Here is a 22,831-nt window from a genome sequence, read left to right on the forward strand (position 1 = left end):
GGTTGCATGAGCCTGACGGAGATTATCGCGGCGCACCGGGACGAACTGACCGAAGCCGATCGGCGGCTGATCGAGGTTCTCCTGGCTGACCGGACAGCGGGCAGCTTTCTGCCGGCGCACAAGGTCGCAGGGCAGGCCGGCGTGCATCCCTCGACTGCGGGCCGGCTCGCACGCAAGCTCGGCTTTGCCACCTATCGCGACATGCGCGGCGCCTTGCAGGACGCTGTCGTCGCCGATCTCGACGCGTCGGTTCGCGTCCGGCGCCGGCTCAGCCGCGTCCGCGGCGATTCCCTCCTGGGCTCTGTCGTCGATGGTGAAATCCGTGCCCTGAACGCGGTGGCTGCGCAGATTTCGGATGCCGATATCATTGCCGCCGCCGGTCTGCTGCGCGACGCCGGGCGGATCCTGGTGGTCGGCGAGGGGCATGCGAGCAGCCTGGCGGACCTGTTCGTGCGCCGTCTCGTCAGGTCCKGCTACAGGGCGGCAGTGGTCGCCCATGCCGACTGGCAGGCGGCTGACCAATTGCTCGGCCTCGCCGCCGGCGATGTCGTCGTCGCCCTGGTCTTTCGCCACGAGAGCCCGGCGGCCGCGCGGATCATCGCCTATGCGCAAGGCATCAATGCCGGAACGCTCTTGATCACGGACCGGCGCACGGGTGTGCCGGATTGCGACGCGCAACTCGTTGCCGACCGTGGCGAGCAGGGCGAATTCCATTCGCTCACCGTCCCGATGGCGATCTGCAATACCCTGATCCTGGAACTGTCGCGCACCGACCGCGGTCGCTCGCTGAAGACGCTGGCAAAGGTCGAGACGCTGCAACGGATGTTTCGCGGCAAGCCGGGATAGCGGCTGCGGTGTCGCGCGTGATCGGACCACTGAACAAGGACCCCGGTAGCGGGGCGCCCCAAGGGAGGATGCAATGGCAAGAGCGATGAAACGCAATGCAGGGCTTTGGGCGGTGCTTGGCGCGGGGCTGGCTGCATCCATGCAAACCGGCGCGTCGGCAGCGGAGCGGCCGGCCCTCACGGTGGCTGTGAACGAACTTGCGCGCTCGCTCGACCCCGGCGAGAACACCGGCAATGTCGACGTCCGGGTCTATTACTCGATCTTCGATACGTTGATCCGGCGCGATTTCGCGCATCCGACGGCGGACGGCGGTGCGAAACTGGTTCCTGGGCTGGCGGAAAGCTGGTCCTGGAGCACGCCGACCACCTTCGACATGAAGCTGCGCCGCGGCGTCGTGTGCCATGATGGCAGCCCGTTCAACGCTAATGACGTGCTGGCGACGTTTTCTGCCGATCGGCTTTGGGGGGCGAAGTCCTATTATCCCGATGGCCGCGTCTATTTCGGCAATTTCACCAATGTCGAGAAGCTCGACGAGTTTACGATCCGGATCACGACGGCCCAGCACGACCCGATCATCGAGCACCGCCTGTCGAGCTACATGTCCTTCGTCATTTGCGACGAGGCCTGGAACAAGTTCAGGACGGAGGGTGTCGAAGCGAAGACCTGGATGGATCAGGCGGCCAAAGCGCTGCGCTGGAAGCCCGTCGGCACAGGCCCCTATAGCTTCGTCGACTACCAGAAGAACGACCGCATCACGCTTGCCGCGTTCGATCGCTATTTCGAGGGCGCTCCCGCCGCGAAATCCATCACCTTCCGCTCGGTTCCGGAGGTCGCAGCCCGTGTCGCCGGTCTCGTCGCGGGTGATTTCGATATCGCCGTCGAGATCCCGCCGGACCAGTGGGACGGCCTCAAGCGCTACAAGGATGTCACGCTGAAGACGGAGCCGCTGGAGAACAGCCATGTGCTCCAGTTCAACACCAACGACCCGGTGCTCTCCGACAAGAAGCTGCGCCACGCGATGAGCCTGGCGATCGACCGCAAGGGGCTGATCGACGCTCTCTGGAAGGGCCAGACTTATGCGCCCAACGGCCACCAGCTGCCGAGCTTCGGGCCGATCTATGTGAAGGAGAACAAGGGCTATTCCTACGATCCCGTGCTCGCCAGGAAGCTCCTTGCCGAGAGCTCCTACAAGGGCCAGGAGATCTCCTACAGGCTGATCCCGAACTACTACCTCTATAATGTCGAGGCGGCGCAGGTCATCCAGGAGATGTGGCGCGCAGTCGGCATCAATGCGCGCATCGATTTCGTCGACAGCTTCAAGGATGTCCGCAAGCCCGGTGCCCAGGTCTTCGCCTGGTCGAACACCTATCGCGTGCCTGATCCGGCAGGCGCGATCCTGACCCTGTGGGGCCCCGACACCGACAACCAGAACACCTGGAAATATTACGGCGCGAGCGCTGCATTCAACGAGGCCGCCAGGGAGCTGCTCGCCGAGACCGAAGAGACCAAGCGCAAGGCGCAGTTCGCGAAGCTGCTCGTTGCCTTCGAGGACGATATGCCGATGACGATGCTCTACAACCCCGTCACCGGCTACGCGCTGAAGAAGGGCATCAACTGGACGCCCTATAGCCAGTACTACATGGACTTCCGCCCCTCGAACCTGTCGATCGGCGCGAAGTGACGGACACGGACCGCATCACGGAAACCGGCGAGGGGAGCGACACGCTCCTCTCCGTCGAGGATTTGACGGTCGGCTTCCGCACCGCCGCCGGCTATGCCGACATCCTCCATTCCGTCTCGTTCTCGGTCCGTCGCGGCGCCACGACATGCGTCGTCGGCGAGAGCGGCAGCGGCAAGAGCGTCTCCTGCCAGGCCGTGCTCGGCTTGCTGCCGCGGAACGGCCGGCGCGTCGGCGGGCGCATCCTGTTCGAGGGGCGCGATCTCGCCCTGGCGAGCGAAAGCGAGCTGAAGACGATCCGTGGACGCGGCATCGGCATGGTATTCCAGGACCCGCTCGGCTCGCTCAATCCGCTGCACACCGTCGGCACGCAACTGCGCGAGACCCTGCGGCTGCACAGCTCGCTCTCCGAGCCGCAGCGCCAGGCGCGCGAGCTCGAGCTGCTGCGGATGGTCGGAATTCCCGAGCCCGCACAAAGATTGGCATCCTATGTCCACCAGTTCTCCGGCGGCATGGCGCAGCGCGTGATGATCGCGATGGCGCTGGCCTGCGAGCCGCGTCTGCTGATCGCCGACGAGCCGACGACGGCACTCGACGTGACGATCCAGGCGCAGATCCTCGACCTGCTCAACCGGCTGAAGGCCGAGCTGGGCATGGCGATCCTGTTCGTTACCCATGATCTCGGGGTTGTCGCCGAGATGGCCGACGATGTCGTCGTGATGCGCCATGGCCGCGTGGTCGAGGCCGGCCCGGCCGAGCGCATCCTGCAGGCGCCGGAAGCGCAATACACGCGCGAGCTTCTGGCCGCGATGCCGCGCCTCGATGTCTCCGCGCCGGTCTATCGCGAGCGGGTCGCCTCATGAGTGAACGGTCGGAACCGCTGCTGCGGGTCTCGAAGCTGCGTCGCCATTTCGGCGGCGGACGCTCCTTCTTCCGGTCGCAGCAGACGATCCGCGCCGTCGAAGATGTCTCGCTCATGCTGCGGGTCGGCGAGACGCTCGGCCTTGTCGGGGAATCCGGTTGTGGCAAGTCCACGACCGGCCGGATGATCGTCGGGCTCGAGCGCCCGAGCGGCGGCGAGATCGTCTTCAAGGGGCGCGACCTTGCCGGTTTGAGCCCGGGCGACTGGCAGCGGCAGCGCCGCGACATCCAGATGATCTTCCAGAATCCGCAATCGGCGCTCGATCCGCGGCTGAGCATCGGCCGGCAGATCCGCGAGCCGCTCGACCTGCACGAGATCGGAGATCGGGCCGGTCGGGATGCCGAGGTCGCGCGCCTGATGCGGGCGGTGGCCCTCCCGCCGGAAACGGCCGGACACTTTCCCCATCAGATCAGTGGCGGCCAGGCGCAGCGCGTCGTCATCGCCCGCGCGCTGGCCATGAAACCCAGCCTGATCGTCTGTGATGAACCGGTCTCGGCGCTCGATGTCTCCGTTCAATCGAAGGTGACCGAACTCCTGCAGGAGCTGCAGGAGCGGTTCGATATCGCCTATCTCTTCATCTCCCACGATTTGCGCGTAGTGAAGCAGCTCTCGCACCGCATCGCCGTGATGTATCTCGGCCAGATCGTCGAGGAGGGGCCGACGGATCCGGTCTACCGGCAGCCGCTGCACCCCTACACCATGGCGCTTCTGGCCGCGATTCCCGATCTCTCCGCGCCCAGGCGCACGCGATCGGCCCGGCTTATGGGCGATCCGCCGTCGCCTGCCAATCCGCCCCCGGGCTGTCATTTCCACACCCGCTGCCCCTATGCCCGCCCGCGTTGCTCCGTCGAGATGCCGGTGCTGCGGGAAGTCGAGGGTGGCCGCAGCGTCCGCTGCCATTTCTCCGAAGAACTGAGGGCAGAATCGTGAACCGGCCGCTTGTCATTGCCCATCGCGGCCACTCCGCCGGCTACCCGGAGAATACGCTGGAGGCCTATCGGGCGGCGATCGCCGCCGGGGCCGATCTCGTCGAGACCGATGCGCGCCTGACGGCGGACGGCGTCGTCATCGCCGCGCATGATCCAGATCTGGCGCGGCTGGCAGGCAGCACGGCGGCCATCGCGACAACCACCTACGCGGAGCTGGCGACGATCGCGCGCTCGAGCGGCATCCGGCTCGCGACCCTGGCCGAGGCGCTCGCAGCGATCTGCCCGCATCGACAGGCCCTGATCGACGTCAAGACGCAGGATCTGACGATCATCGACGCGGTGATCGCGGTGATCGATGGGGCAGGGCTGCGCGATCGGGTATGGATCGGTGTGCGCGACGTCCTGCAGGTCGCCCACGCCCGGCTCCAGATGCCGGGCGTCCGGGTGCTCGCCTTCCTTCCCGATAAGGCAAACCCGGACCATTTCGCGGCAGCCGGAGCGAGCGCCTTCCGGATCTGGGAAGGCGGTCTCGACGGAACGGTCGCGACAGGCCTGCTCGGGCATGTGCCGGTCTGGGTCACGGCGGGAGGGAGCGGAACCGGGCGCCGTGTCGGAGATGTCGATGCCGATGGCCTTGCTGCCATCCTGGAGAAGTCGCCGCAGGCCGTGCTGCTCAACGACCCCGACCTGCTCGTCGGAACACAAAACCGCGTGGCGTCGTGATGCCGGGCCGTCATTTCCTGACCAAGCTGGCGCGCGGCCTCCTGACGGTTTGGCTGATCGTGACCCTGACCTTCGTCGCGCTGAACCTGTCGGGGGACCCGATCGATGCCCTGGTCGGAGACCAGGCCTCGCCCGAACTCATCGCGCATTACCGCGAGAAATTCGGGCTCGATCGACCCCTCTGGCAGCAATACGTCTCCTATCTCGCCGGCATCGCACAGGGCGATTTCGGCCTCTCGCTCTCCGATCAGCGCCCGGCGGTGGAGCTGATCGCAGGTGCGCTCCCCCATACGCTGCGGCTTGGACTGACGGCCTTCGTGCTTGGCCTCATTCTTGGTGTCGGCTTCGGCATCGTCGCGGCGCTGAACCGCAATCGGCCGGTGGACCGGCTGGTGATGAGCTTCGCCGTGCTCGGCTTCAGCCTGCCGAATTTCTTCCTCGGCATCCTGCTGATCCTGCTGTTCTCGCTGCACTGGCGGCTGCTGCCGAGTTCGGGCGACGCGACGGCCCTGCACCTGATCCTGCCTGCTGTGACGCTGGGCACGCATTTTGCGGGTACATTCGCGCGTTTCACCCGCTCGGCGATGCTTGAGGTCCTGAACAAGCAATATGTCGTAGCGGCCCGCGCCAAGGGCGTGCCGAGCATGCGCCGCGTGCTCTGGCATGCCCTGCCCAACGCCGCGATCCCGATCGTCACCATCATCGGGCTCAAGCTCGGCGATCTCGTCGCGGGCTCGATCATCGTCGAGACGGTGTTTGCGGTCCCTGGCGTCGGTCGGCTTCTCGTCAACGCGGTCACGTCGCGCGATTTCGCGCTGGTCCAGGCGATCCTGATCATGGTCTCGGTCACCATGATCCTCGCCAATCTCGCGGTCGACGCGATCTACACCCTGATCGATCCGCGCATGCGCGCTGCACGTTCGGAGAACTGAGATGGCGATGCCATGGTCMTTCCGTCGGGCTGACGACACTCCGGTGCGTGCGGAAGCGCGCTATCCCGTCCTCGTCGTCGTTGCCCTCGTCCTGCTGGCGCTGATCGTTGTCGTCTTTCTCTTCGCGGACTGGCTGGCGCCCTATGACTACCGCGCGCAAGCGCTGCTCAAGCGCCTCAGGCCGCCGGTCTTCCTCGGTGGGACGACGGATCATCTGCTCGGCACCGACGAACTCGGCCGCGATGTCCTGAGCCGCCTGATCTACGCCATCCGCTTCAGCGTGCTTGTCGCACTCGGCGGCACCTTGATCGGCGCCCTGATCGGCACGGCGCTCGGGTTCATCGCGGCGCATTTCCGCGGCTTCGTCGAGGAAGCGATCATGATGCTGGCCGACGTCCAGGCGTCGCTGCCCTTCATGATGATCGCGCTCGCGCTGATCGCCATGTTCGGGGGTGGCTTCCTGCTCTTCATCGCCATCATGGGGTTCTACGGCTGGGAGGTCTTTGCGCGGCTGACGCGGGGCGTCGTCATCGCCGCAAACACGCAAGGCTATGCGACGGCCGTGGTCGCGCTCGGCGCGCCGGCGCGCCATGTCTATCTCCGGCATATCCTCCCCAACATCCTGAGCGTGCTGATCGTTCAGTTCACGCTCAACTTTCCGCAGGTGATCCTGCTCGAAACCTCGCTCAGTTTCCTTGGCCTCGGCATCCGCCCGCCTCTGACCAGCCTTGGCCAGATGCTGGGGGCAGGGCGCGCCTACCTGACCACCGCATGGTGGATCGCGATCCTGCCCGGCATGGCGATCTTCCTGACGACCATGTCGATTTCGATCATCGGCGACTGGGTCCGCGACAGGCTCGACCCGACGCTGCAATCACGCTGAGCGAGCAGGCGCGGCCCCCTGCCATCGTTCGGACTGGTTGCGTCACGGCCAATATTTCGGTTGCACCTGCACAGTGGCCGCCGCCAAATGTGCGGATGCAGCAGGAGGAATCGCCGTGCGTGGCACAGGCAGCTGGCAGGTCGTTGCGCAGGCGGAGGCAGGCACCCCGGCAGGCGAGCCGCCTGACGCCGCCTACGAGGCCCGTTCGCTGTCCGACTGCGGCGATGGACCAGGGCCCGACTGGCCCCATCGCACGGCCAAGCGGCTGATTCAGGAGCCGGCCGATGTCGCGATCACGGCTGCGCTGGCCGAGATCGGCGCGCTTGCCGGTGCCGACCGGGCCTGGATGTTCGAATATGACGCCGCGCTGCTCCGCTTCCGGAACACCCATGAATGGAGCAGGCAGGGCGTTCGCTCCTTCGTCGAGGACCTGCAGAACACGCCGGTGACGATGATTGCCTGGCTGCAGCAGTTCCTGGTCTCGGGCAAGGCCGTGATGATCAATCGGGTTGCCGACTTGCCGCGTCCGGCCCGCCAGCTCCAGGTCGAGATGCTGCGCCAGGGCGACCAGAGCGTGCTTAGCGTCCCGGTCTTCCATGATGGGCAGCTGCGTGCCTGTATCGGTTTCGACGCGACCACCGCAGCCCGGCGCTGGCAGCAGGCGGATATCAGGGCGCTGTTTCAATGCGCGGAGCTTATCGCGCTGGCGCGTTACGGATCGCACCGCAGCGCGCAGGCGCTGGACGGCCCGGCGAAGGCGTTCGCACCGTTGATCCATCTGCGCCGGCAGGGGCAGATCATCGGCGTGGAGCCCCATGCCATTCTCGGCGTCCGCTCGGCGCGCGACTATGCCAAGGTCTGGCTGAAGGACGGCTCGACGGTCCTCGACCTGCGCCCGCTCGCCCTCTGGACCGGGCTGCTGCCTTCGGCCTCCTTCCTGCGCGTGCACCGCACCGCGATCGTCAATCTGCATCATGTCAGCGGGCTCGACCGGCGCGACGGAAATGGCTGGAAGATTGCGCTCGGCCAGCTCGCGGACGCCTGGCCCGTGTCGCGCCCCTACCGGCAGGAATTGCGGCAGCGACTCGGGATTTGAGCGCCGGCCGCTTCGCGTAACGTAACCTCCTGCCGCTTTACCGATTTCTCACGATGAAACCTATCGGCAAGGGCATTCATCGAACCGGCATGTCGGTTGGTCGAATTGAGCTTGCCTCCCGCCCGGCACGCCAACCCGATAGGCGAACCGATCAACCGATTCACGCTTTGCCCATGCCGCTCCGCCGCACCGTCACCGCTCCAACCTCCAGACGCATCCCGGGACGCAAGGCGGCAAGGTTAGCCGTCGTCTCTTTGTTGGCCGTCGTGCTGTCCGCAGGCTGGCAGCGCCAAGCCGCTGCCGAAGATCTGGCCCTGCAGGATGCGGCATCGATGGCCGGCGTCGCGATGTTCCTGAACGCGCGCGCTCCGGGGCTGATCCTCGCCGTCGTCAGGGGCGAGGACAGCGTCATCGCGGGCTATGGCGAAGCCGCGCCGGGCAGCGGCAAGGAGCCCGACCGCCGATCGATCGTCCGCGTCGGTTCGGTTTCAAAGGTCTTCGCGGCCGATGTGCTTGCCGCGATGGCCGCAACCGGGCAGCTCGCCCTCGACGCTCCGCTCAGTCGCTATGCCCCGCCCGGCAAGGCTCCGCTGGATTTCGCCGACCGGCCGATCACGTTGCTCGACCTCGCAACGCATTCGGCTGGACTGCCGCGCGAAATGGCCGATCCAGCGACGCCGGCGGAAGAGAAGAACCCGTTCGCGACCTTCAAGGCATCCTATTACTGGGACTGGATCTCGGGTCATCGCCCGGCCTACCGCCCCGGCACCACCGCGATGTACTCCAATTTCGGCTTCGGCCTGCTCGGCGACGCGCTCGGCAGGGCCGGTGGCAAGCCGTTTGCCGAACTGGTGCGCGAGCGCATCACCGCGCCGCTCGCCATGGCGGACACGGGCTTGCGTCTCTCGGAGGCTCAGAAGCCCCGACTGATGACCGGGCTCGATCCGTTCGGCAAGCCCGATCCGAACTGGGAGGCAAGTGAGGTGATGCAGGCCAGCGCCGGCATCTACACCACCGCCGAGGACATGGTGAAATGGATGCGCTGGCATCTGGCCGATGACGCGGCCGGGCGCCCGGCGCGGACACTCGCGCATGCGCTCTGGCGGCCCCATGACGGACTTGCGCGCCTCGTTGGCGTCGAGGCCACGGATTCCGACGGGATGGGATTGGGCTGGATCGTCAGCCCGGCGCGCGAACGCGTGCCGCTGCTGCTCGGCAAGAGCGGCGGCATCGGCGGCTTCATGAGCTATGTCGTGCTCTCGCCCAACCGCAAGCTCGGCATCTTCGTCGTCGCCAGCCGCGTCGACTTCGCCATGTTCGGAGGGATACGGCAGGCGGTCCGGGATCTCGCTGCCGAACTCGTGCCCGCGGCAGAAGGGCGCTGAGCGTTGCGGACGGCAGGGGCATGACGGCGGCGCGGCCGAGCCTGGCCTTTGAAATCAGCCGGCGTCCTGACCGGACGCCGATTGCAAGCTTGCGCGGATATCACGGCGCGGCATTGTCGCAGAAGCGGGCTGCGCTGCGCTCGTCCACGGCCATCGCCGGAGCCCTGGCCGGGGGCGTCATGCTCGGCGCCATCCTGATCGGCGCATCTCCGGCCGCAGCCCAGTCGCTGGGCGGCGGCGGCGCGGGCGGCCGCCATGGCGTCAGCAAGCCTGTCGCTGGCGGAGCGGGCGCCGGCTCGGGATTGTTCGCGGGCGGGGGAGGCGGCGGCGGCGGCGGCCGGCACGGCGACAAGCGCAGCGGTACTGCCAACGGCGGCCTGGGCGGAGCCGGGGGTAGCGGCGCGCATGCCAAAGGCGGCGGCGATGGCGGCGGTGCCGGTGCCATCGGCTTCGACGGCAGGAGTGGTTCCGGCCCGCTACCGGGCGGCCAAGCGATCACGGGCGGTGCCGGTGAGGCAGGCGCGGTTGGCGGAGACGGCAGCGACGGCCAGCCCTTCGGTGGCATCTGGGGGCATGACAGCGGCAGCGGCGGCGGCGGTGGCGGCGGTGGTACCGGCGCGATCCTGAGTGATCCGAGCGCGAGTTTCGTCACCGCGCCGATTCTCGGTGGCAGCGGTGGCGCGGGCGCGAGAGGCGGCAAGGCCGGCACCGGTGCCGTCGGCCTGGTTGGACCGATCCCAGGGGCAGGCTATGGCGGTGCGGGCGGCGGTGGCGGCGGTGGCGGCGGCGGCGGGGTCGGGCTGGTGCTGCTGCAGTCCGGAGAAGTCCTCGTCAGGTCGGTGATTTCGGGCGGCAATGGCGGCGCAGGCGGTGCCGGCGGTACGGGCGGGGACGGCGCGGGAGGTGTGCTCGGCCAGAACTGCCCTCCGGGCCTGCCCTGTTTCCTCTGGGGAGACGATGGCGGGGACGGGTATTATGGCGGCAGCGGCGGCAATGGCGGCGATGGCGCAGCCGGGCTCTATGCCTCCGGCTCCGGCCCGATCATCGTCCAGAACCAGTCGGTCATTCGCGGCGGTGACGGCGGTGCCGGGGGCATCGGCGGAACGGGGGGCGGGGGCAAGAACGGCGGCGACGGAGGCCATGGCGGCAGCGCCGGCAATGGCGGTGACGGTCTCGTCCTCGCCGCCGGCGGAAGCCTGGAGGTTCAGGCCGGAGGACTCGTTGCCGGCGGCAAGGGCGGCGCTGGAGGGGCGGCCGGCGCGGCAGGATATGGGTCGTACAATATCGATCCCGGCCATGATGGCACTGCGGGCCAGAACGGGCGCGGCGGGCGTGCTGTGTCGGGCGGCGGCGGCGTTCGGATCGTCACGGCCGGGCAGATCGAAGGCGGGCTCAATCCCGACGGGTCGCGTGCCGATGCCATCAATCTGAGCGGCGGCGGCAATACGCTGGAATTGCAGGCGGGCTATCGCATCCTCGGCACTGTCGTCCTGACCCGCGACGACAGCAATCCAAACACGCTCGTCCTCGGAGGCTGGCAGAATGCCGGTTTCGACTTCGGCGCATTGGGCAATGCCAGCCAGGCCTTCGGCACCTTTGCGAAGGACGGCCCGGGCACCTGGACCGTGACGGGCGCGGCGAGCTTCAGCACGATCAGCGTCAGGAATGGCGGGCTCGTCCTGTCCGGTGCGGCGGAATTCTCCAGCACGACGGCGGTCATCGCGCCTGATGCGGGCTCCCATGCTGCCGTCACGATCTCCGGTTCCGCGGCCAAATGGAACAATGCTGTCCCCATGGTCGTGGGCGACAGGGGGGATGCGTCGCTGACCATCACGAATGGCGGTACCCTGACCAGCCTGTTCACGCTCTTCCAGCCCCAGCTCGGGATCGCCACGATCATCGGCAAGGAGGCCGGCTCTCGCGGCACGGTCCTCATTTCCGGGCCAGGGTCGCACTGGAGCAATTATTCGGCGCTGTACCTCGGGATCGACGGCTCAGGTCATATGACGATCGCCAATGGCGGGAGCCTCGACAGCTATGGCGAGACGATCATCGGCGGCAAGCCCGGCGCGCCCGGCTCCGATGCCGTCGTCACGGGTGCAGGCTCGCGCTGGACCGTGCATCGCGGCCCCGGCTACCTCGAGCGCGCCGAACTTGGCGTCGGCAGCACGAGTTCGCTGCTCATCTCCGATGGTGGTCGGGTCCAGAGCGACACGGTGGCGGTCGCCGGCAGCCTCGTCGTCACAGGTGCCGGTTCCGTGCTGACCACGGTCAATTCGGATGCCCTCTATCATGGCGTCGAGGCCTTCACCCTGTCGGGGCTCGGCGGCGCAGCCGCAACCGCGACGGTCTCGGATGGCGGGCTGATCGATACCGGCAAATATGTCATCGCCTTGAAGGATTACGGCCCCAGCTCCTTGAACATCGGTGCTGGTGCCGGGGCTCCGGCAGCCGCTCCCGGATTCCTGAAAACCGGTGGCGTGCAAATCTCGACAGCCGGTGCGCTCGTCTTCAACCACACGGCGTCGGATTATCGCTTCGATGCGGCGCTCTCCAGCGCCAGCGCGGGCGCGGGGACGATCCGGCTGCTCTCGGGCACGACGATCCTGACGGGCGACAGTTCGGGTTTCTCGGGCGCTGTGACGGTGGCGAGCAGCACGCTCAGGATGGCGGGCTCGGCGCGTCTCGGCGGCGCCATCGCGCTCAATGCTGGCGGCCGTGTCGAAGGCGAGGGCAGCCTGGGTGCGATCACGATCGGCAATGGCGGCACCCTGGCGCCCTCCGGCCCGACCTCGCTGACCGTCAACGGCAACCTCACGGGGAATGCAGGCGGCACCATCAGGCCATCGGATGCCGCCCCGCTCATCGTCAACGGCACGCTGACACTCAACGCCGGCAGCAACTACGATTACCAACTGCGCAGCGCCGACGCCCCCCCGATCGACTCCGCCACGACACAGGTCAATGGAAACCTCGCCCTCAATGGCGGGATACTGAACATCGGCGCCGGTTCTCAGCCCATGATCGGCTTCCATCGTGTCTTCACCTATACCGGTGCCCTCTCCGGCGGCGGCCTCGGCATCGGGAGCACGCCGGCGACCAGCCCGTTCGCCTATGACTACAGAATCGACATCTCGCAGGCGGGCAAGGTCGACCTGCTCGTCCAGCAGAACGGCCTCAACATCCTGCAACTCTGGGGCACGACATCGGCGGGCGGCGCATCCGGCACCTGGAATGCCGGAAGCCAGAACTGGTTCGACTATGCCGGCGCCACTCCGACGCAATGGGGGAGCGGCTACGGTGTCTTCCGCGGTCCGGGCGGCACCGTTACCGTTGACGGCCAGCAGAACCTCGTCGGGCTGCAATTCGCGGGCGGCAGCTACACGCTGGTCGACGGGGCCGGAGGCAGCCTGAACCTGCGCGGCTACAATAACGGCAGCTTCGTCATCACGACGCCGGAGATCCGCGTCCTCGACGGCGAGACCGCAACGGTCGCCCTGACGATTACTGGCTCTGACGGTCTCGCCAAGACCGGCGACGGCACGCTGATCCTGTCTGGAGCCAATACCTATACCGGCGGCACGGAGATCGGGGGCGGCACGCTTCAGATCGCCGATGACGGCAATCTTGGCGGTGCGGGCGGCCTCACCTTCGACAATGGCGCGCTCCATACGACCGCGAGTTTCACCTCCGGCCGCAGCATCGCCTTGCGCGACACCGGCGCCATCGACACCGATACTGGCACGACGCTGCGGCTCACCGGGGGGCTCGGCGGCGCGGGCGGGCTGATCAAATGGGGCACCGGTACGCTCGCGCTTTCAGGCAGCAACAGCTGGTCCGGCGGCACGCTCATCACGGCCGGAACGCTGATCGCAGAGAGCGCCGGAGCCCTGCCAGGGATGACCGGCTACGTCCTGACCGGCGGCAGGCTCGATCTCAACAGCTATCATCTGGCGATGAGCCAACTCGCCGGCACAGGCGGCGAGATTGCGCTCGGCACGGCTACGCTGACCGTCGACCAGGCCGAGGACAGTGCCTTCGCCGGCAGCATCACCGGCGCCGGACGGGTCGCGAAGGCAGGTGCGGGCACGCTGTTGCTGACGGGGACGAGCAGCTATTCCGGGGGCACGGCGATCCGCGGCGGCACTTTGGCCATCATCGCCGACGCCAATCTCGGCAATGCATCCTCCAGCCTTGCATTGAGCGGGGGAGGCCGGCTGGCGACGCTCGCCGACATCACCAGCAGCCGCGCGGTCACGCTCACCGGCTCGGGCACGATCGAGACCATCGCGGGCACAACCTTGGCCCTCGGTGGGGCAGTCAGCGGCACTGGCAGCCTGGTGAAGGACGGCTGGGGCACGCTCGCACTGACAGGAAGCGCCAGCCATGGCGGCGGCACGACGATTGCGGCCGGCATGCTGCAGATCGGCAATGGCGGGACCTCCGGCGAACTCGCCGGCGATGTCGTCAACAACGCCCTTCTGAGCTTCAACCGCACGAACGACTACGTCTTCGCCGGCGCCATCTCGGGCAGCGGCAGCGTCGTCCAGTCCGGCAGCGGCACGACGATCCTGACCGGCAATAACAGCTATTCCGGCGGCACGGTGATCAGGGCTGGTGTGCTCGAGGTCGCGTCCGACGGCAATCTCGGCGCCCGGGGCACGGCGATCAGCTTCTTCGGCGGCGCGCTGCGCTTCGGCACCGCGTTCGACACCAGCCGCACCGTGCTGCTGCTGGGCAACGGCACCGTCGATACCAATGGCCGCGACGCGACGCTGACGGGTGGGGTCTATGGCTTCGGCGATCTGATCAAGACCGGGGCGGGAACGCTGACGCTGACCGGCACCAACTTCTATCGCCGCACCGTCGTCGCGGCGGGCAGGCTCGTCGGCGACGCAGCCTCGATCTCCGGCGACATCGCCAATAACGGCACGGTCGTGTTCGATCAGCGCAGAGACGCCAGCATCGCTAGCGTGTTCTCCGGGACGGGACGGTTCGACAAGACCGGCCGCGGGGGGCTCGAATTGCGCGGCGATAGCGCGGGCTATTCCGGCACGACCACGGTGTCGGCGGGCATGCTCGTGGTCAATGGTTCCCTTGGCGGCGAGATCGACGTGCTCGCTGGCGCCAGACTTCAGGGCAGCGGTTCCGTCGGCGCAACGACGATCCGCTCCGGCGCGACGATCGCGCCCGGCAACTCGATCGGCACGCTGACGGTTACCGGCGACATCGCGTTCGAGCCGGGCGCGAGCTATGAGGTCGAGGTCGATGCCAGCGGCATGTCGAGCGACMTGATCCGTGCCGGTGGTGCGGCACGGCTCGGCGGCGGGTCGGTGGTGCATCTCGGTGAGGACGGCAATTATCGAGCGAACCAGCGTTATACGATCCTGACCGCCGATCGGGGCGTGCAGGGCCGTTTCGACGATGTCAGCTCGCGCTATCTCTTCCTCGATCCGACGCTGGGCTATGACGCGACCAGCGTCACCTTGACCTTGCTGCGCAACGACCTGCCTTTCTCCGCTCTCGCACAGACCCGCAACCAGACCCAGACCAGCCTCGGCCTGGAGAGCCTCGACGAGGCCAATCCGCTCTGGCAGCGCTTCACGCAGTTGCGCGACGAGGATGAAGGCCGACGCGCATTCGACAGCCTGTCCGGCGAGATTCACGCCTCGGCCAAGACCGTGCTGATCGAAGGCAGCCAGATCGTGCGCAGTGCGGTTTCCGACCGGATCCGCGCGGCCTTCGACGGAATCGGCGCGCCGCATATCGCGACGCTGGCCTATGCTTCGGGCAACGGGGCGATCTCGACGGCCCCGGCGGAAAGCCTGGCGCTATGGGCGCGCGGCTTCGGCTCCTGGGGGCAGACACAAGGGGACGGCAATGCCGCCTCGCTCACGCGCTCGACCAACGGCCTCGTCGCCGGCCTCGACCTCGCTGCCACGGCGGATAGTCGGGCCGGCATCATGGCGGGATATTCGCGCTCGCATTTCGAGGTGGCGCGCCGCAGGTCGCAGGCGGACGCGGACAACTACACGATCGGCCTCTATGGCGGGGCCCGCTTCGATCGTCTCCGCCTGACCGGCGCGGCGAACTTTACCTGGCACGATCTCTCGATGCGGCGTTCGGTCTCCTTCCCTGGCAGCGGCGAGCAGCTTCTGTCGGGCTACGGCGCCCACTCCCTGCAGGCCTTTGGCGAGATCGCCTATCGTCTCGACTTCGGGCCGGGCGTGTTCGAGCCGTTCGCCAATCTGGCCTATGTCAACCTTCGCAGTGATGGCTTTCGTGAGACGGGCGGCATCGCCGCTTTGTCCGCGGGCCCGCAGACCGCCGCCGTGACCTTCGCCACGCTCGGCCTGCGTGCGCAGACCAGCGTCGAACTCGGCAGCAGCACGGTGCAGCTCAACGGCACGCTCGGCTGGCGCCATGCTGGCGGCGACCTGACGCCACTCTCGCTCCAGGCCTTCGCCGGCGGCGCCCCGTTCTCGATCGCGGGCGTTCCGATCGCCCGCGATGCGCTGGTGGTCGGCGCGGGCATCGGCATGAAGCTCACGCCGGCGGCCGAGCTCAGCATCGCCTATGATGGCCAGCTCGCGCGGGGCGCCACCGACCATAGCTTCAACGCCAGGCTTGGAATGAGGTTCTGAGGGCAGGGGACGACCGCGCACGCAGGAACGTTCTCGGCCCGACGGCAAATCGCTCATGGCGCAGGACGCGCCGACGCGATCGGCTGCCGCCGAGAGCCCGACCGGCCAACTCGCCTGGTAGGAACGGCCGACTGATTCCGTTATCGCGCCGTCGCTTGCAGCCTGGCCGTTATGGGTTCAACCTCATGAAGGCCGTGCGGCAAAGCGTGAAGCGAGAGCAGGCTTTTACGGCCCCGCGAGGTCTTGGTCGATGGACTGCTCGGGCTGCGGTTTCCAGATCGAAAGCGGCTTTGCCTTCTGCCCGAAATGCGGCGTGCGCCAGCCCGTGCCGTGTTCGAGTTGCAGCTTTCTCTGTGCGCCGGATTTCGCCTTTTGCCCGCAATGCGGCGCCCGCACCACCGCGAGGGCCACTCCTCAGACAGCGTCCGCGTCGAGAGCAATCGCTGCGCTGGATTCCCGGATGCCAGCACCGCTTCCGGACGTTGAAAGGGACCATACAACCGCGCCGCCGGTCTCCGATGCGGATCGCAGGACGGTGACGGTCCTGTTCGCCGACCTCAGCGGCTTCACCGCGCTCAGCGAGCGGCTCGACCCCGAGGTCGTCCAGACCTTGCAGACCGCGTTGTTCACGGAACTGACCGCGGCCGTGCAGAGCTTCGGTGGCTTTGTCGACAAGTTCATCGGCGATGCGCTGCTCGCACTGTTCGGCGCACCTGTCGCGCATGAGGATGATCCCGAACGCGCGCTCCGCGCTGCGCTCGACATGATCGCCCGCACGGCGCGGCTCGGCGAAAGCTCCGCCGCCGGGCGCGCTGAAATGGTGCTCCATCTCGGCATAAACACCGGGCCGGTTGTTGCTGGAGGTCTCGGCGTCGGTACTGCGAAATCCTATTCGGTGACCGGCGACACGGTGAATACAGCGCAGAGACTGCAATCGCTGGCCGCCCCGGGCGAGGTCCTGGTGGGGCCGCTGACCTATAGGCTGACCCGGCATGCCTTCTCCTATACCTCGCTCGGTGAGGTCGCCCTTCGCGGCAGGTCCGGCAGCGTGCTGGTGCATCGGCTGGGTGGACCGCTCGCATCACCCCGTGCAGCGCGTGGGCTCGATGCACTCGGCCTCAGCGCACCGCTGATCGGCCGCGATGCGGAGCTCCAGCGCATGCTGGCGAGTCTCGACCAGGCCTGTGCTGGCCAGGCGCAGCTTCTGCGCCTTGTCGGTGAGGCCGGCATCGGGAAATCTCGGCTGGTGAACGAGTTCGTCGGCCGCCTCGGCTGCGAGGAGCGCTTTCGCGACGTTGCCGTACGGCAGGCCGCCTGCTCGCCGCTTGGCGAACAGTCCTTCGGCGCCATCGGCGCAGTCGTGCGCAGCGCTGCCGGGGTGATGCAGAACGATGCTCCCGACGAGATGCGCTTGAAGCTCGCAGCCTTGCTGGCCAACCTTGGCATGGCGGGCGAAGAGGCGGAGCGATTGATGCCGCTGCTCTACCATGTGCTCGGCCTGGGCGACCCCAAGGCAAGTTTGCAGCATGTCGAGCCCGAGCAATTGCGGCGGCAAATCCTCCATGCTGTCTGCACGATCATCGAGCGGCGCCTGGCGCTATCGCCGMTGCTGATCGTCGTCGAAGATCTGCACTGGGCTGACACGGTATCGCTGGAAGCGCTGCGTTTCGTGATGGACAGGCTGGACCGATCGCGGCTGATGCTGGTGGTCACTCATCGCCCCACGCAGCAAAACGACCCGCTGGACTCAAGCCGCTTCAGCCATACCGCGCTCAGGCTGACGCAGCTTGGAGACAGCGACGGACGCCGCCTGCTCGCGGCCCTGTTCGGAGAGGGCTGGCTGAGTTCCATCGGGGCGCTGCCTGAGAGGATCCTCGAGCGCGCCGGCGGCAACCCCCTGTTCCTCGAGGAGATCGTGCGCAGCCTGATCGAGCTCGACGTGCTGAAGCGCGACGGCCAGCACTGGCAGATCGTGGCGGGCGAAGCGGCAGTCAGCATCCCGGACACGATCCAGGCGATGTTGCTCGCCCGCTTCGACCGGCTGCCGCAGGAGGCGCGGCGTCTCGCGCAGGAAGCCGCGGTCATTGGCCCTCGCTTCGATGCGACGCTGCTTGCAGCGGTGACCGCCGACCCCGCCAGGCTCGAAGCCGGGCTCGAACTGCTTGGCGACGCGGAAATCATCCAGAAGGCCGGGACAGGCGCAATCTCGTCGCAGTGCTACCGCTTCACGCAGACATTGCTGCACGATGTGATCTACCAGAATCTGCTGCTGCTACGACGGACCGAACTGCACGGGCAGATCGCCACCGCCTTCGAAGGCCTGTGCGGCGAAAGTCCCGAAAGGCTCGAAGATCTGACCGTGCTCGGTCATCATTTCGGGCTGAGCGCAGAGCGGGAAAAGGGCGCGCAATACCTGCGCGAGGCCGGTGATCGCGCCCGCATGATCTATGCCAATGATGACGCCCTTCGCTTCTACGAGCAGGCGCTCGCGGCGCTGGCGACGGCCGAACCGACAGGGGTCAGGTTGCAGGTCGGCGAGCGGATTGCCGATCTCTGTGGCCCGACCGGCCGCCGTGCGCTGGCGCATGAGCACTATGGGATGGTGCTGCGGGTCTATCGCGAGAACGGCGACCGCGTCGCCTCGGCCCGGGTTCTTCGCAAGATCGGCCGCCTGCTCTGGGATGTCGGCAAGCGCGACAAGGCCGAAGCCTGCTACGCCGAGGCCGCGACACTTCTCGACGGAGCTGACGCACCGATCGAGCAGGCGCATCTCTGGCAGGAACGCGGCCGCCTGGCGTTCCGGACCGGCGACCACGCGCGTGCAGCAGAATGGGCCGACGCTGCGCTCGCATGCGCGTGCACGCTGACCMGGGACGAGGCCTCCGGGATCGGGCGCGAGGCAGCGCTCGTGACTGCGGAAGCGCTCAACACCAAGGGCGTCGCGCTGGCCCGGCTCGGGCGGAACCGCGAAGCAGTGCGCGAGGTGGAGCGAAGCATAGAGGTGGCTGAAGCTGCCGACCTGCCTGGCGCCGCCTGCCGCGGCTACACCAATCTCGGCGTGCTCTATACAACGATCAATCCCGTGCAGGCGATGGAGGTGTGTCGGCGCGGCCTCGAGATATCGCGGCGTATCGGCGATCTGGGTTTCCAGGCACGCCTCCTCACCAATCTGGCGGTCGCCTGCTGCACATTCACGGACAGCTGCCCGACAGAGGGCGTTCCGGCGGCGGAGAAGGCGGTGGAGATCGACCGTGCGCTCGACCAGCGCGAGCACCTGCCTGTGCCCCTGATCGTGCTCGGGCAGATTCACCAATGCCAGGGGCAACCAGACATCGCGGCCAGCTTCTACAACGAAGCGCTCGACGTTGCCCGCGAAACGGGCGAGCCGCAGCTGCTCTTTCCATGTTATGATGGTCTCGCAACACTCAATCTCGACCGTGACGATCTGGCGGAAGCCGACCGTTACTTTTCGCTGGCGCAAGATGTCTGCGCCCGGCACGGGCTCGACCCGGAAGCGCTCGTGGTGCTGCCTTTCCTCGATTGACCGCGGAGGAGGTTGGATATGCTCGCGCAGGCCGACATGGTTCCTCTTCAACCCGGCGACAGGGCACCGAACGTCGTGCTCGACGCCATCACCCGCGAGGGAAAGATCGCGATCGACGACTTTCGCGGTCAAAAGCCGGTGCTGGTCGGCCTGTACCGCGGCTTGCACTGTGCCTTCTGCCGGCGCCATATCGCCGCCCAGGCGCAGCTCGATCCGGCGCTCCGTGCTGCGGGCGTMGAGAGCCTGACCGTGGTCAACACGCCGATTGAACGCGCGCGGCTCTATTTCCGTTATCATCCGATGCCCAATCTTATCGCCGCCTCCGACCCTAAACGAACCTCCCACCAGGCATTTGGCCTGCCAAATCTCGAATTCACGGAGAACGAGACGGCGTGGCCGCACAAGGTCTCGATGGCCGCCGTGCTGGGTATGCGGGTCGAGATTTCCGGCGAGACGCCAGGACCGCTMGACCCGCTGGCGGGGTCGCAATTCCTCGACAACAAGGACGGTTACGAACTGACCGAGGCCGACCTGGAGATGAAGGCGACAGGCCTTGGCCAGCTTGTCGGCCAGTTCCTGCTCGACCGGCAAGGCATCGTGCGCTGGTGCTTCACCGAAGTTCCGGAAGGGGGGCGTTACATGTTCGGGGCGCCGAACCCCCAGGAGCTCATGTCGGCCGTTTCCCAGGTTGCGCAGTAGGGAGGTTCTTCAGCGAGCAAGGAGAGCCCCACCATGCCGTCCAGCTTCACCGTCCGCAGCGCCAGCGGTTATGAGCAGCTCATGGGCCGCTGGAGCCGTCAGCTTGCCGGCCCGTTCATTGATTTCGCCGGTATCGCCCATGGCGAGCGCGTCATCGACGTCGGCTGCGGCACAGGCAGCCTGACCTTCGCGCTGCCCCAGGCAGCGGAAATCGCCGAGGTCGCGGCGATCGACTTTTCACCGATCTTCGTCGCGGAGGCCCGGCGCCGGAACAGTGATCCGCGGATCACGATCAAGGAGGGCGATGCCTGCGCCATCCCTTTCCCCGACGACGAATTCGACCGGGCCCTGTCGCTGCTCGTCCTGCACTTCGTGCCGGCAGCCGACAAGGCGGTTGCCGAAATGCGTCGCGTCGTGCGGCCGGGCGGCGTTGTCGCAGCCGCCGTTTGGGATCATCTCGGCGGGATGTCGGGGATGCGCATGATGTTGGACACCCTCGCTGCGCAGGACGAGCAGGCGCGAAGCCTGCGCGCTCATTACTGCTTCCAGCCCATGATGAGGCCCGACGAAATGCGGCAGACCTTCACGGCGCAGGGCCTCGAGAGCGTCGAACAGACCTCGCTTATGATCAGGATGGATTACGCGAATTTCGCTGACTACTGGGACCCGTTCGCCGCCGGGGAGGGGCCGCTCGGCAAATATGTGGCGGGGCTCGATCCGGCGTCCCGGGCAAAGGCCGGTGAAGCCGTCAGGGCCGCCTATGAGGCCGGCCAACCTGATGGCCCGCGCTCATTTGCGGCGGTCGCCTGGGCCTGCCGGGGGGTGGTTCCCGGCGGTGGATAAGGACCACCGGCATAGGCCTCGATCAGCTGTTAGCTTGGCCGCCGCAACACCGCCCGAGGGCAGAAAGCCCTGGGATGGCGCACGCCAGACCTGGTTGATTTGCGCGGCTGTAGCAGCTGACTGAAGGGTAGTCCGGGCGCATCCCGGTTTCGCAAGTGGCTCGGAAATGTTCAGGCAGCCCGATGCCGCTGAATACTGCTTCCAGAATGAATTTTGCGGGCAGGATCTTCTAGAATTTGCTTGCACCGCGAGCGGGCACCCCCGACAAATGAGGATGAGAGTCCTCTCGTTCGCCACCGTTCAGCGACTTGCTCCTGAAACGGGCTTTGGGAAAGGGGATCAAGATGTTGGACCGCTTCGTTGAGTCCGTTCTGAACGTCGCCGCCGTCGTCGCCGGGTGGTTTGTGCCTCCAGGCGCACACAAGTTCGGACTGATCCAGATGGGCGTTTCACTCCTGCTGGTCACCGCCCTGATTGCGCTTGTCGCGTTCTGGCGGCACGCACGAAGTCGGCGGCGACACGCGCGCGACGATGCACAAGGCTGACCTGCTCGAGCCTAACGCGTGGCTCCCATGACCAAGGCTCCGAGCTTATGAGACCGGAGCCTCGACCATTCCGGAGAGCCGCCTGCCGGCCCTCCGCCTATTCAGCGGGGAAATTATCCCGCGGGAGCGAGCCTACCAGCGCTCATAATGGTGCCGGCGGTAGCCATGTGCAGGCGCCCAGGGCGGCGGACCACCATGGCGACGGCCATAACCATAGCCGTAGCCGTGACTATAGCCATCGCGGCGGCCGTAATATCGCTGCCGATCCATGTTGCCCTGGATGATCATCAAGCGTTCCCGCTTCGCCTCGGTCATGGCGAACGCCAACGGTTGCTTGTCGAGCTGCTGCGCAATCGAGGGCGCAATCGCTTCGCTGGCGTGAGCTGCGGGCGCGAGGCCGGCCATGGTTGCGGCCGCGCCCAAGACGATAGTGGCTGTGATCAAGAACCGACGCATCGGGGTTCTCCTTCTTTCCTCCCGGCGATTAAAGCCTTCCGAAAGGGAACGCAGGATGAACGGAATTGTTCGGCTCTGTTCAGGAAGCGCCCATCAGACGAAGCTCCTTGTGAGATAAGGAGAGCGCCATCTCTGCTGCGATCAACCCGCGCACTGCCACGGTTCTTTCCTCGAATACCCGAAAGCACGCGCGACCTGAGCTTTCGCCAGGGGCTGGATGTCCACAGCGTGGAAACGGACCCGCAACAGATCGGCTGCCCTAACGCGACATGATTCCGATCAGGATCGGCCCCCAGGCCGTGAGCAGGATATTGCCGATGGCATAGGGCACTGTGTAACCCAGCGCCGGAATGCTGCTCTGGGCCTCGTCCTGGATGGCCCTGAGCGCCGCCGTGATGGTGCCGGCCCCGGCGCAGGCGCCGAGCACGATGAGCGGGTCCATCTTAAGGACGTAGCGCCCGAACAGAATGCCGATGGTATGCGGCAGCAGCGCGGAGACGAGGCCGACCAGGATCAGGCTGACGCCGGTCGCCTTCAGGCCCGAGACGAAACTTGGGCCGGCGCCGAGCCCGACGATGCCGATGAACATGCAAAGCCCGACCGTATCGAAGATCCAGATCGCCGGCTCGGGAATGCGGCCGTAGAAGGGGTAGACGGAGCGGAGCCAGCCGAAGACGAGCCCCATGAAGAGGGCGCCGCCGCTCGC

16 protein-coding genes are annotated in these 22,831 nt (G+C 66.9%); 14 read left to right on the forward strand and 2 right to left on the reverse strand.

Annotated features, from left to right (window positions below; translation table 11 throughout):
- Positions 1-6 precede the first annotated feature (6 nt).
- From AC1DIO_RS25080 to AC1DIO_RS25145, 14 genes are all read left to right on the forward strand, one after another.
- Entirely contained in the window at positions 7-846 is an 840-nt protein-coding gene (locus AC1DIO_RS25080) for a MurR/RpiR family transcriptional regulator (protein WP_476854262.1), read from the forward strand.
- Between the two features lie 85 nt (positions 847-931).
- Positions 932-2,527, forward strand: a complete 1,596-nt coding sequence (locus AC1DIO_RS25085; protein WP_441507769.1) for an ABC transporter substrate-binding protein — start codon at positions 932-934, stop codon at positions 2,525-2,527.
- Positions 2,524-3,387, forward strand: coding sequence for an ATP-binding cassette domain-containing protein (locus AC1DIO_RS25090; RefSeq protein ID WP_476854263.1), 864 nt, complete (start codon positions 2,524-2,526; stop codon positions 3,385-3,387). Before AC1DIO_RS25085 ends, AC1DIO_RS25090 begins: the two co-directional genes overlap by 4 nt.
- Positions 3,384-4,376 carry an ABC transporter ATP-binding protein gene (locus AC1DIO_RS25095; protein WP_441507771.1) on the forward strand — a complete coding sequence of 331 codons (993 nt, stop codon included), beginning with the start codon at positions 3,384-3,386 and terminating at the stop codon, positions 4,374-4,376. Before AC1DIO_RS25090 ends, AC1DIO_RS25095 begins: the two co-directional genes overlap by 4 nt.
- The gene (locus AC1DIO_RS25100; protein WP_441507772.1) at positions 4,373-5,098 is read left to right on the forward strand and encodes a glycerophosphodiester phosphodiesterase; all 726 of its coding nucleotides are present in this window, start codon (positions 4,373-4,375) and stop codon (positions 5,096-5,098) included. Before AC1DIO_RS25095 ends, AC1DIO_RS25100 begins: the two co-directional genes overlap by 4 nt.
- Entirely contained in the window at positions 5,098-6,030 is a 933-nt protein-coding gene (locus AC1DIO_RS25105; RefSeq protein WP_441507773.1) for an ABC transporter permease, read from the forward strand. The genes AC1DIO_RS25100 and AC1DIO_RS25105 overlap by 1 nt, the downstream gene beginning before the upstream one ends.
- Before the next feature lies 1 nt (position 6,031).
- A complete protein-coding gene (locus tag AC1DIO_RS25110; protein WP_476769651.1) occupies positions 6,032-6,913 on the forward strand; it encodes an ABC transporter permease in 882 nt (293 codons plus the stop codon).
- 115 nt (positions 6,914-7,028) lie between these two features.
- Positions 7,029-8,009: a LytTR family transcriptional regulator DNA-binding domain-containing protein gene (locus tag AC1DIO_RS25115; RefSeq protein ID WP_476832496.1), complete on the forward strand. Its 981-nt coding sequence runs from the start codon at positions 7,029-7,031 to the stop codon at positions 8,007-8,009.
- Between the two features lie 173 nt (positions 8,010-8,182).
- On the forward strand, positions 8,183-9,394 hold the full coding sequence (gene ampH / locus AC1DIO_RS25120; protein WP_441507775.1) for a D-alanyl-D-alanine-carboxypeptidase/endopeptidase AmpH: 1,212 nt from the start codon (positions 8,183-8,185) through the stop codon (positions 9,392-9,394).
- A gap of 89 nt (positions 9,395-9,483) precedes the next feature.
- Complete coding sequence (locus AC1DIO_RS25125; protein WP_476854264.1) at positions 9,484-16,038, forward strand: autotransporter domain-containing protein; 6,555 nt, start codon at positions 9,484-9,486, stop codon at positions 16,036-16,038.
- Positions 16,039-16,288: 250 nt separating this feature from the next.
- On the forward strand, positions 16,289-19,582 hold the full coding sequence (locus AC1DIO_RS25130) for an adenylate/guanylate cyclase domain-containing protein (RefSeq protein WP_476854265.1): 3,294 nt from the start codon (positions 16,289-16,291) through the stop codon (positions 19,580-19,582).
- An 18-nt stretch (positions 19,583-19,600) separates the two neighbouring features.
- Positions 19,601-20,281: a peroxiredoxin-like family protein gene (locus AC1DIO_RS25135; protein ID WP_441507778.1), complete on the forward strand. Its 681-nt coding sequence runs from the start codon at positions 19,601-19,603 to the stop codon at positions 20,279-20,281.
- A 33-nt stretch (positions 20,282-20,314) separates the two neighbouring features.
- Positions 20,315-21,124 (forward strand): class I SAM-dependent methyltransferase, encoded by an 810-nt coding sequence (locus AC1DIO_RS25140; RefSeq protein WP_441507779.1) that lies wholly within the window; start codon positions 20,315-20,317, stop codon positions 21,122-21,124.
- A 344-nt stretch (positions 21,125-21,468) separates the two neighbouring features.
- A complete protein-coding gene (locus AC1DIO_RS25145) occupies positions 21,469-21,669 on the forward strand; it encodes a hypothetical protein (protein WP_441490986.1) in 201 nt (66 codons plus the stop codon).
- A gap of 132 nt (positions 21,670-21,801) precedes the next feature.
- On the opposite strand, the gene AC1DIO_RS25150 is transcribed toward AC1DIO_RS25145, so the two are convergent.
- A complete protein-coding gene (locus AC1DIO_RS25150) occupies positions 21,802-22,125 on the reverse strand; it encodes a hypothetical protein (RefSeq protein ID WP_441490985.1) in 324 nt (107 codons plus the stop codon).
- A 259-nt stretch (positions 22,126-22,384) separates the two neighbouring features.
- Positions 22,385-22,831, reverse strand: a 447-nt coding sequence (locus AC1DIO_RS25155; protein ID WP_476854266.1) for an aspartate-alanine antiporter-like transporter, incomplete at its 5' end; no start/stop codon positions are given.

This window comes from Allobosea sp. 05T439 (assembly GCF_056396005.1).

What these genes read in the sequence shown, in the direction of transcription:
- ampH (WP_441507775.1), top strand. Translation starts at nt 8,183, where the DNA reads ATGCCGCTCCGCCGCACCGTCACCGCTCCAACCTCCAGACGCATCCCG.
- AC1DIO_RS25095 (WP_441507771.1), top strand. Translation starts at nt 3,384, where the DNA reads ATGAGTGAACGGTCGGAACCGCTGCTGCGGGTCTCGAAGCTGCGTCGC.
- AC1DIO_RS25085 (WP_441507769.1), top strand. Translation starts at nt 932, where the DNA reads ATGAAACGCAATGCAGGGCTTTGGGCGGTGCTTGGCGCGGGGCTGGCT.
- AC1DIO_RS25145 (WP_441490986.1), top strand. Translation starts at nt 21,469, where the DNA reads ATGTTGGACCGCTTCGTTGAGTCCGTTCTGAACGTCGCCGCCGTCGTC.
- AC1DIO_RS25150 (WP_441490985.1), bottom strand. Translation starts at nt 22,125, where the DNA reads ATGCGTCGGTTCTTGATCACAGCCACTATCGTCTTGGGCGCGGCCGCA.
- AC1DIO_RS25140 (WP_441507779.1), top strand. Translation starts at nt 20,315, where the DNA reads ATGCCGTCCAGCTTCACCGTCCGCAGCGCCAGCGGTTATGAGCAGCTC.
- AC1DIO_RS25105 (WP_441507773.1), top strand. Translation starts at nt 5,098, where the DNA reads ATGCCGGGCCGTCATTTCCTGACCAAGCTGGCGCGCGGCCTCCTGACG.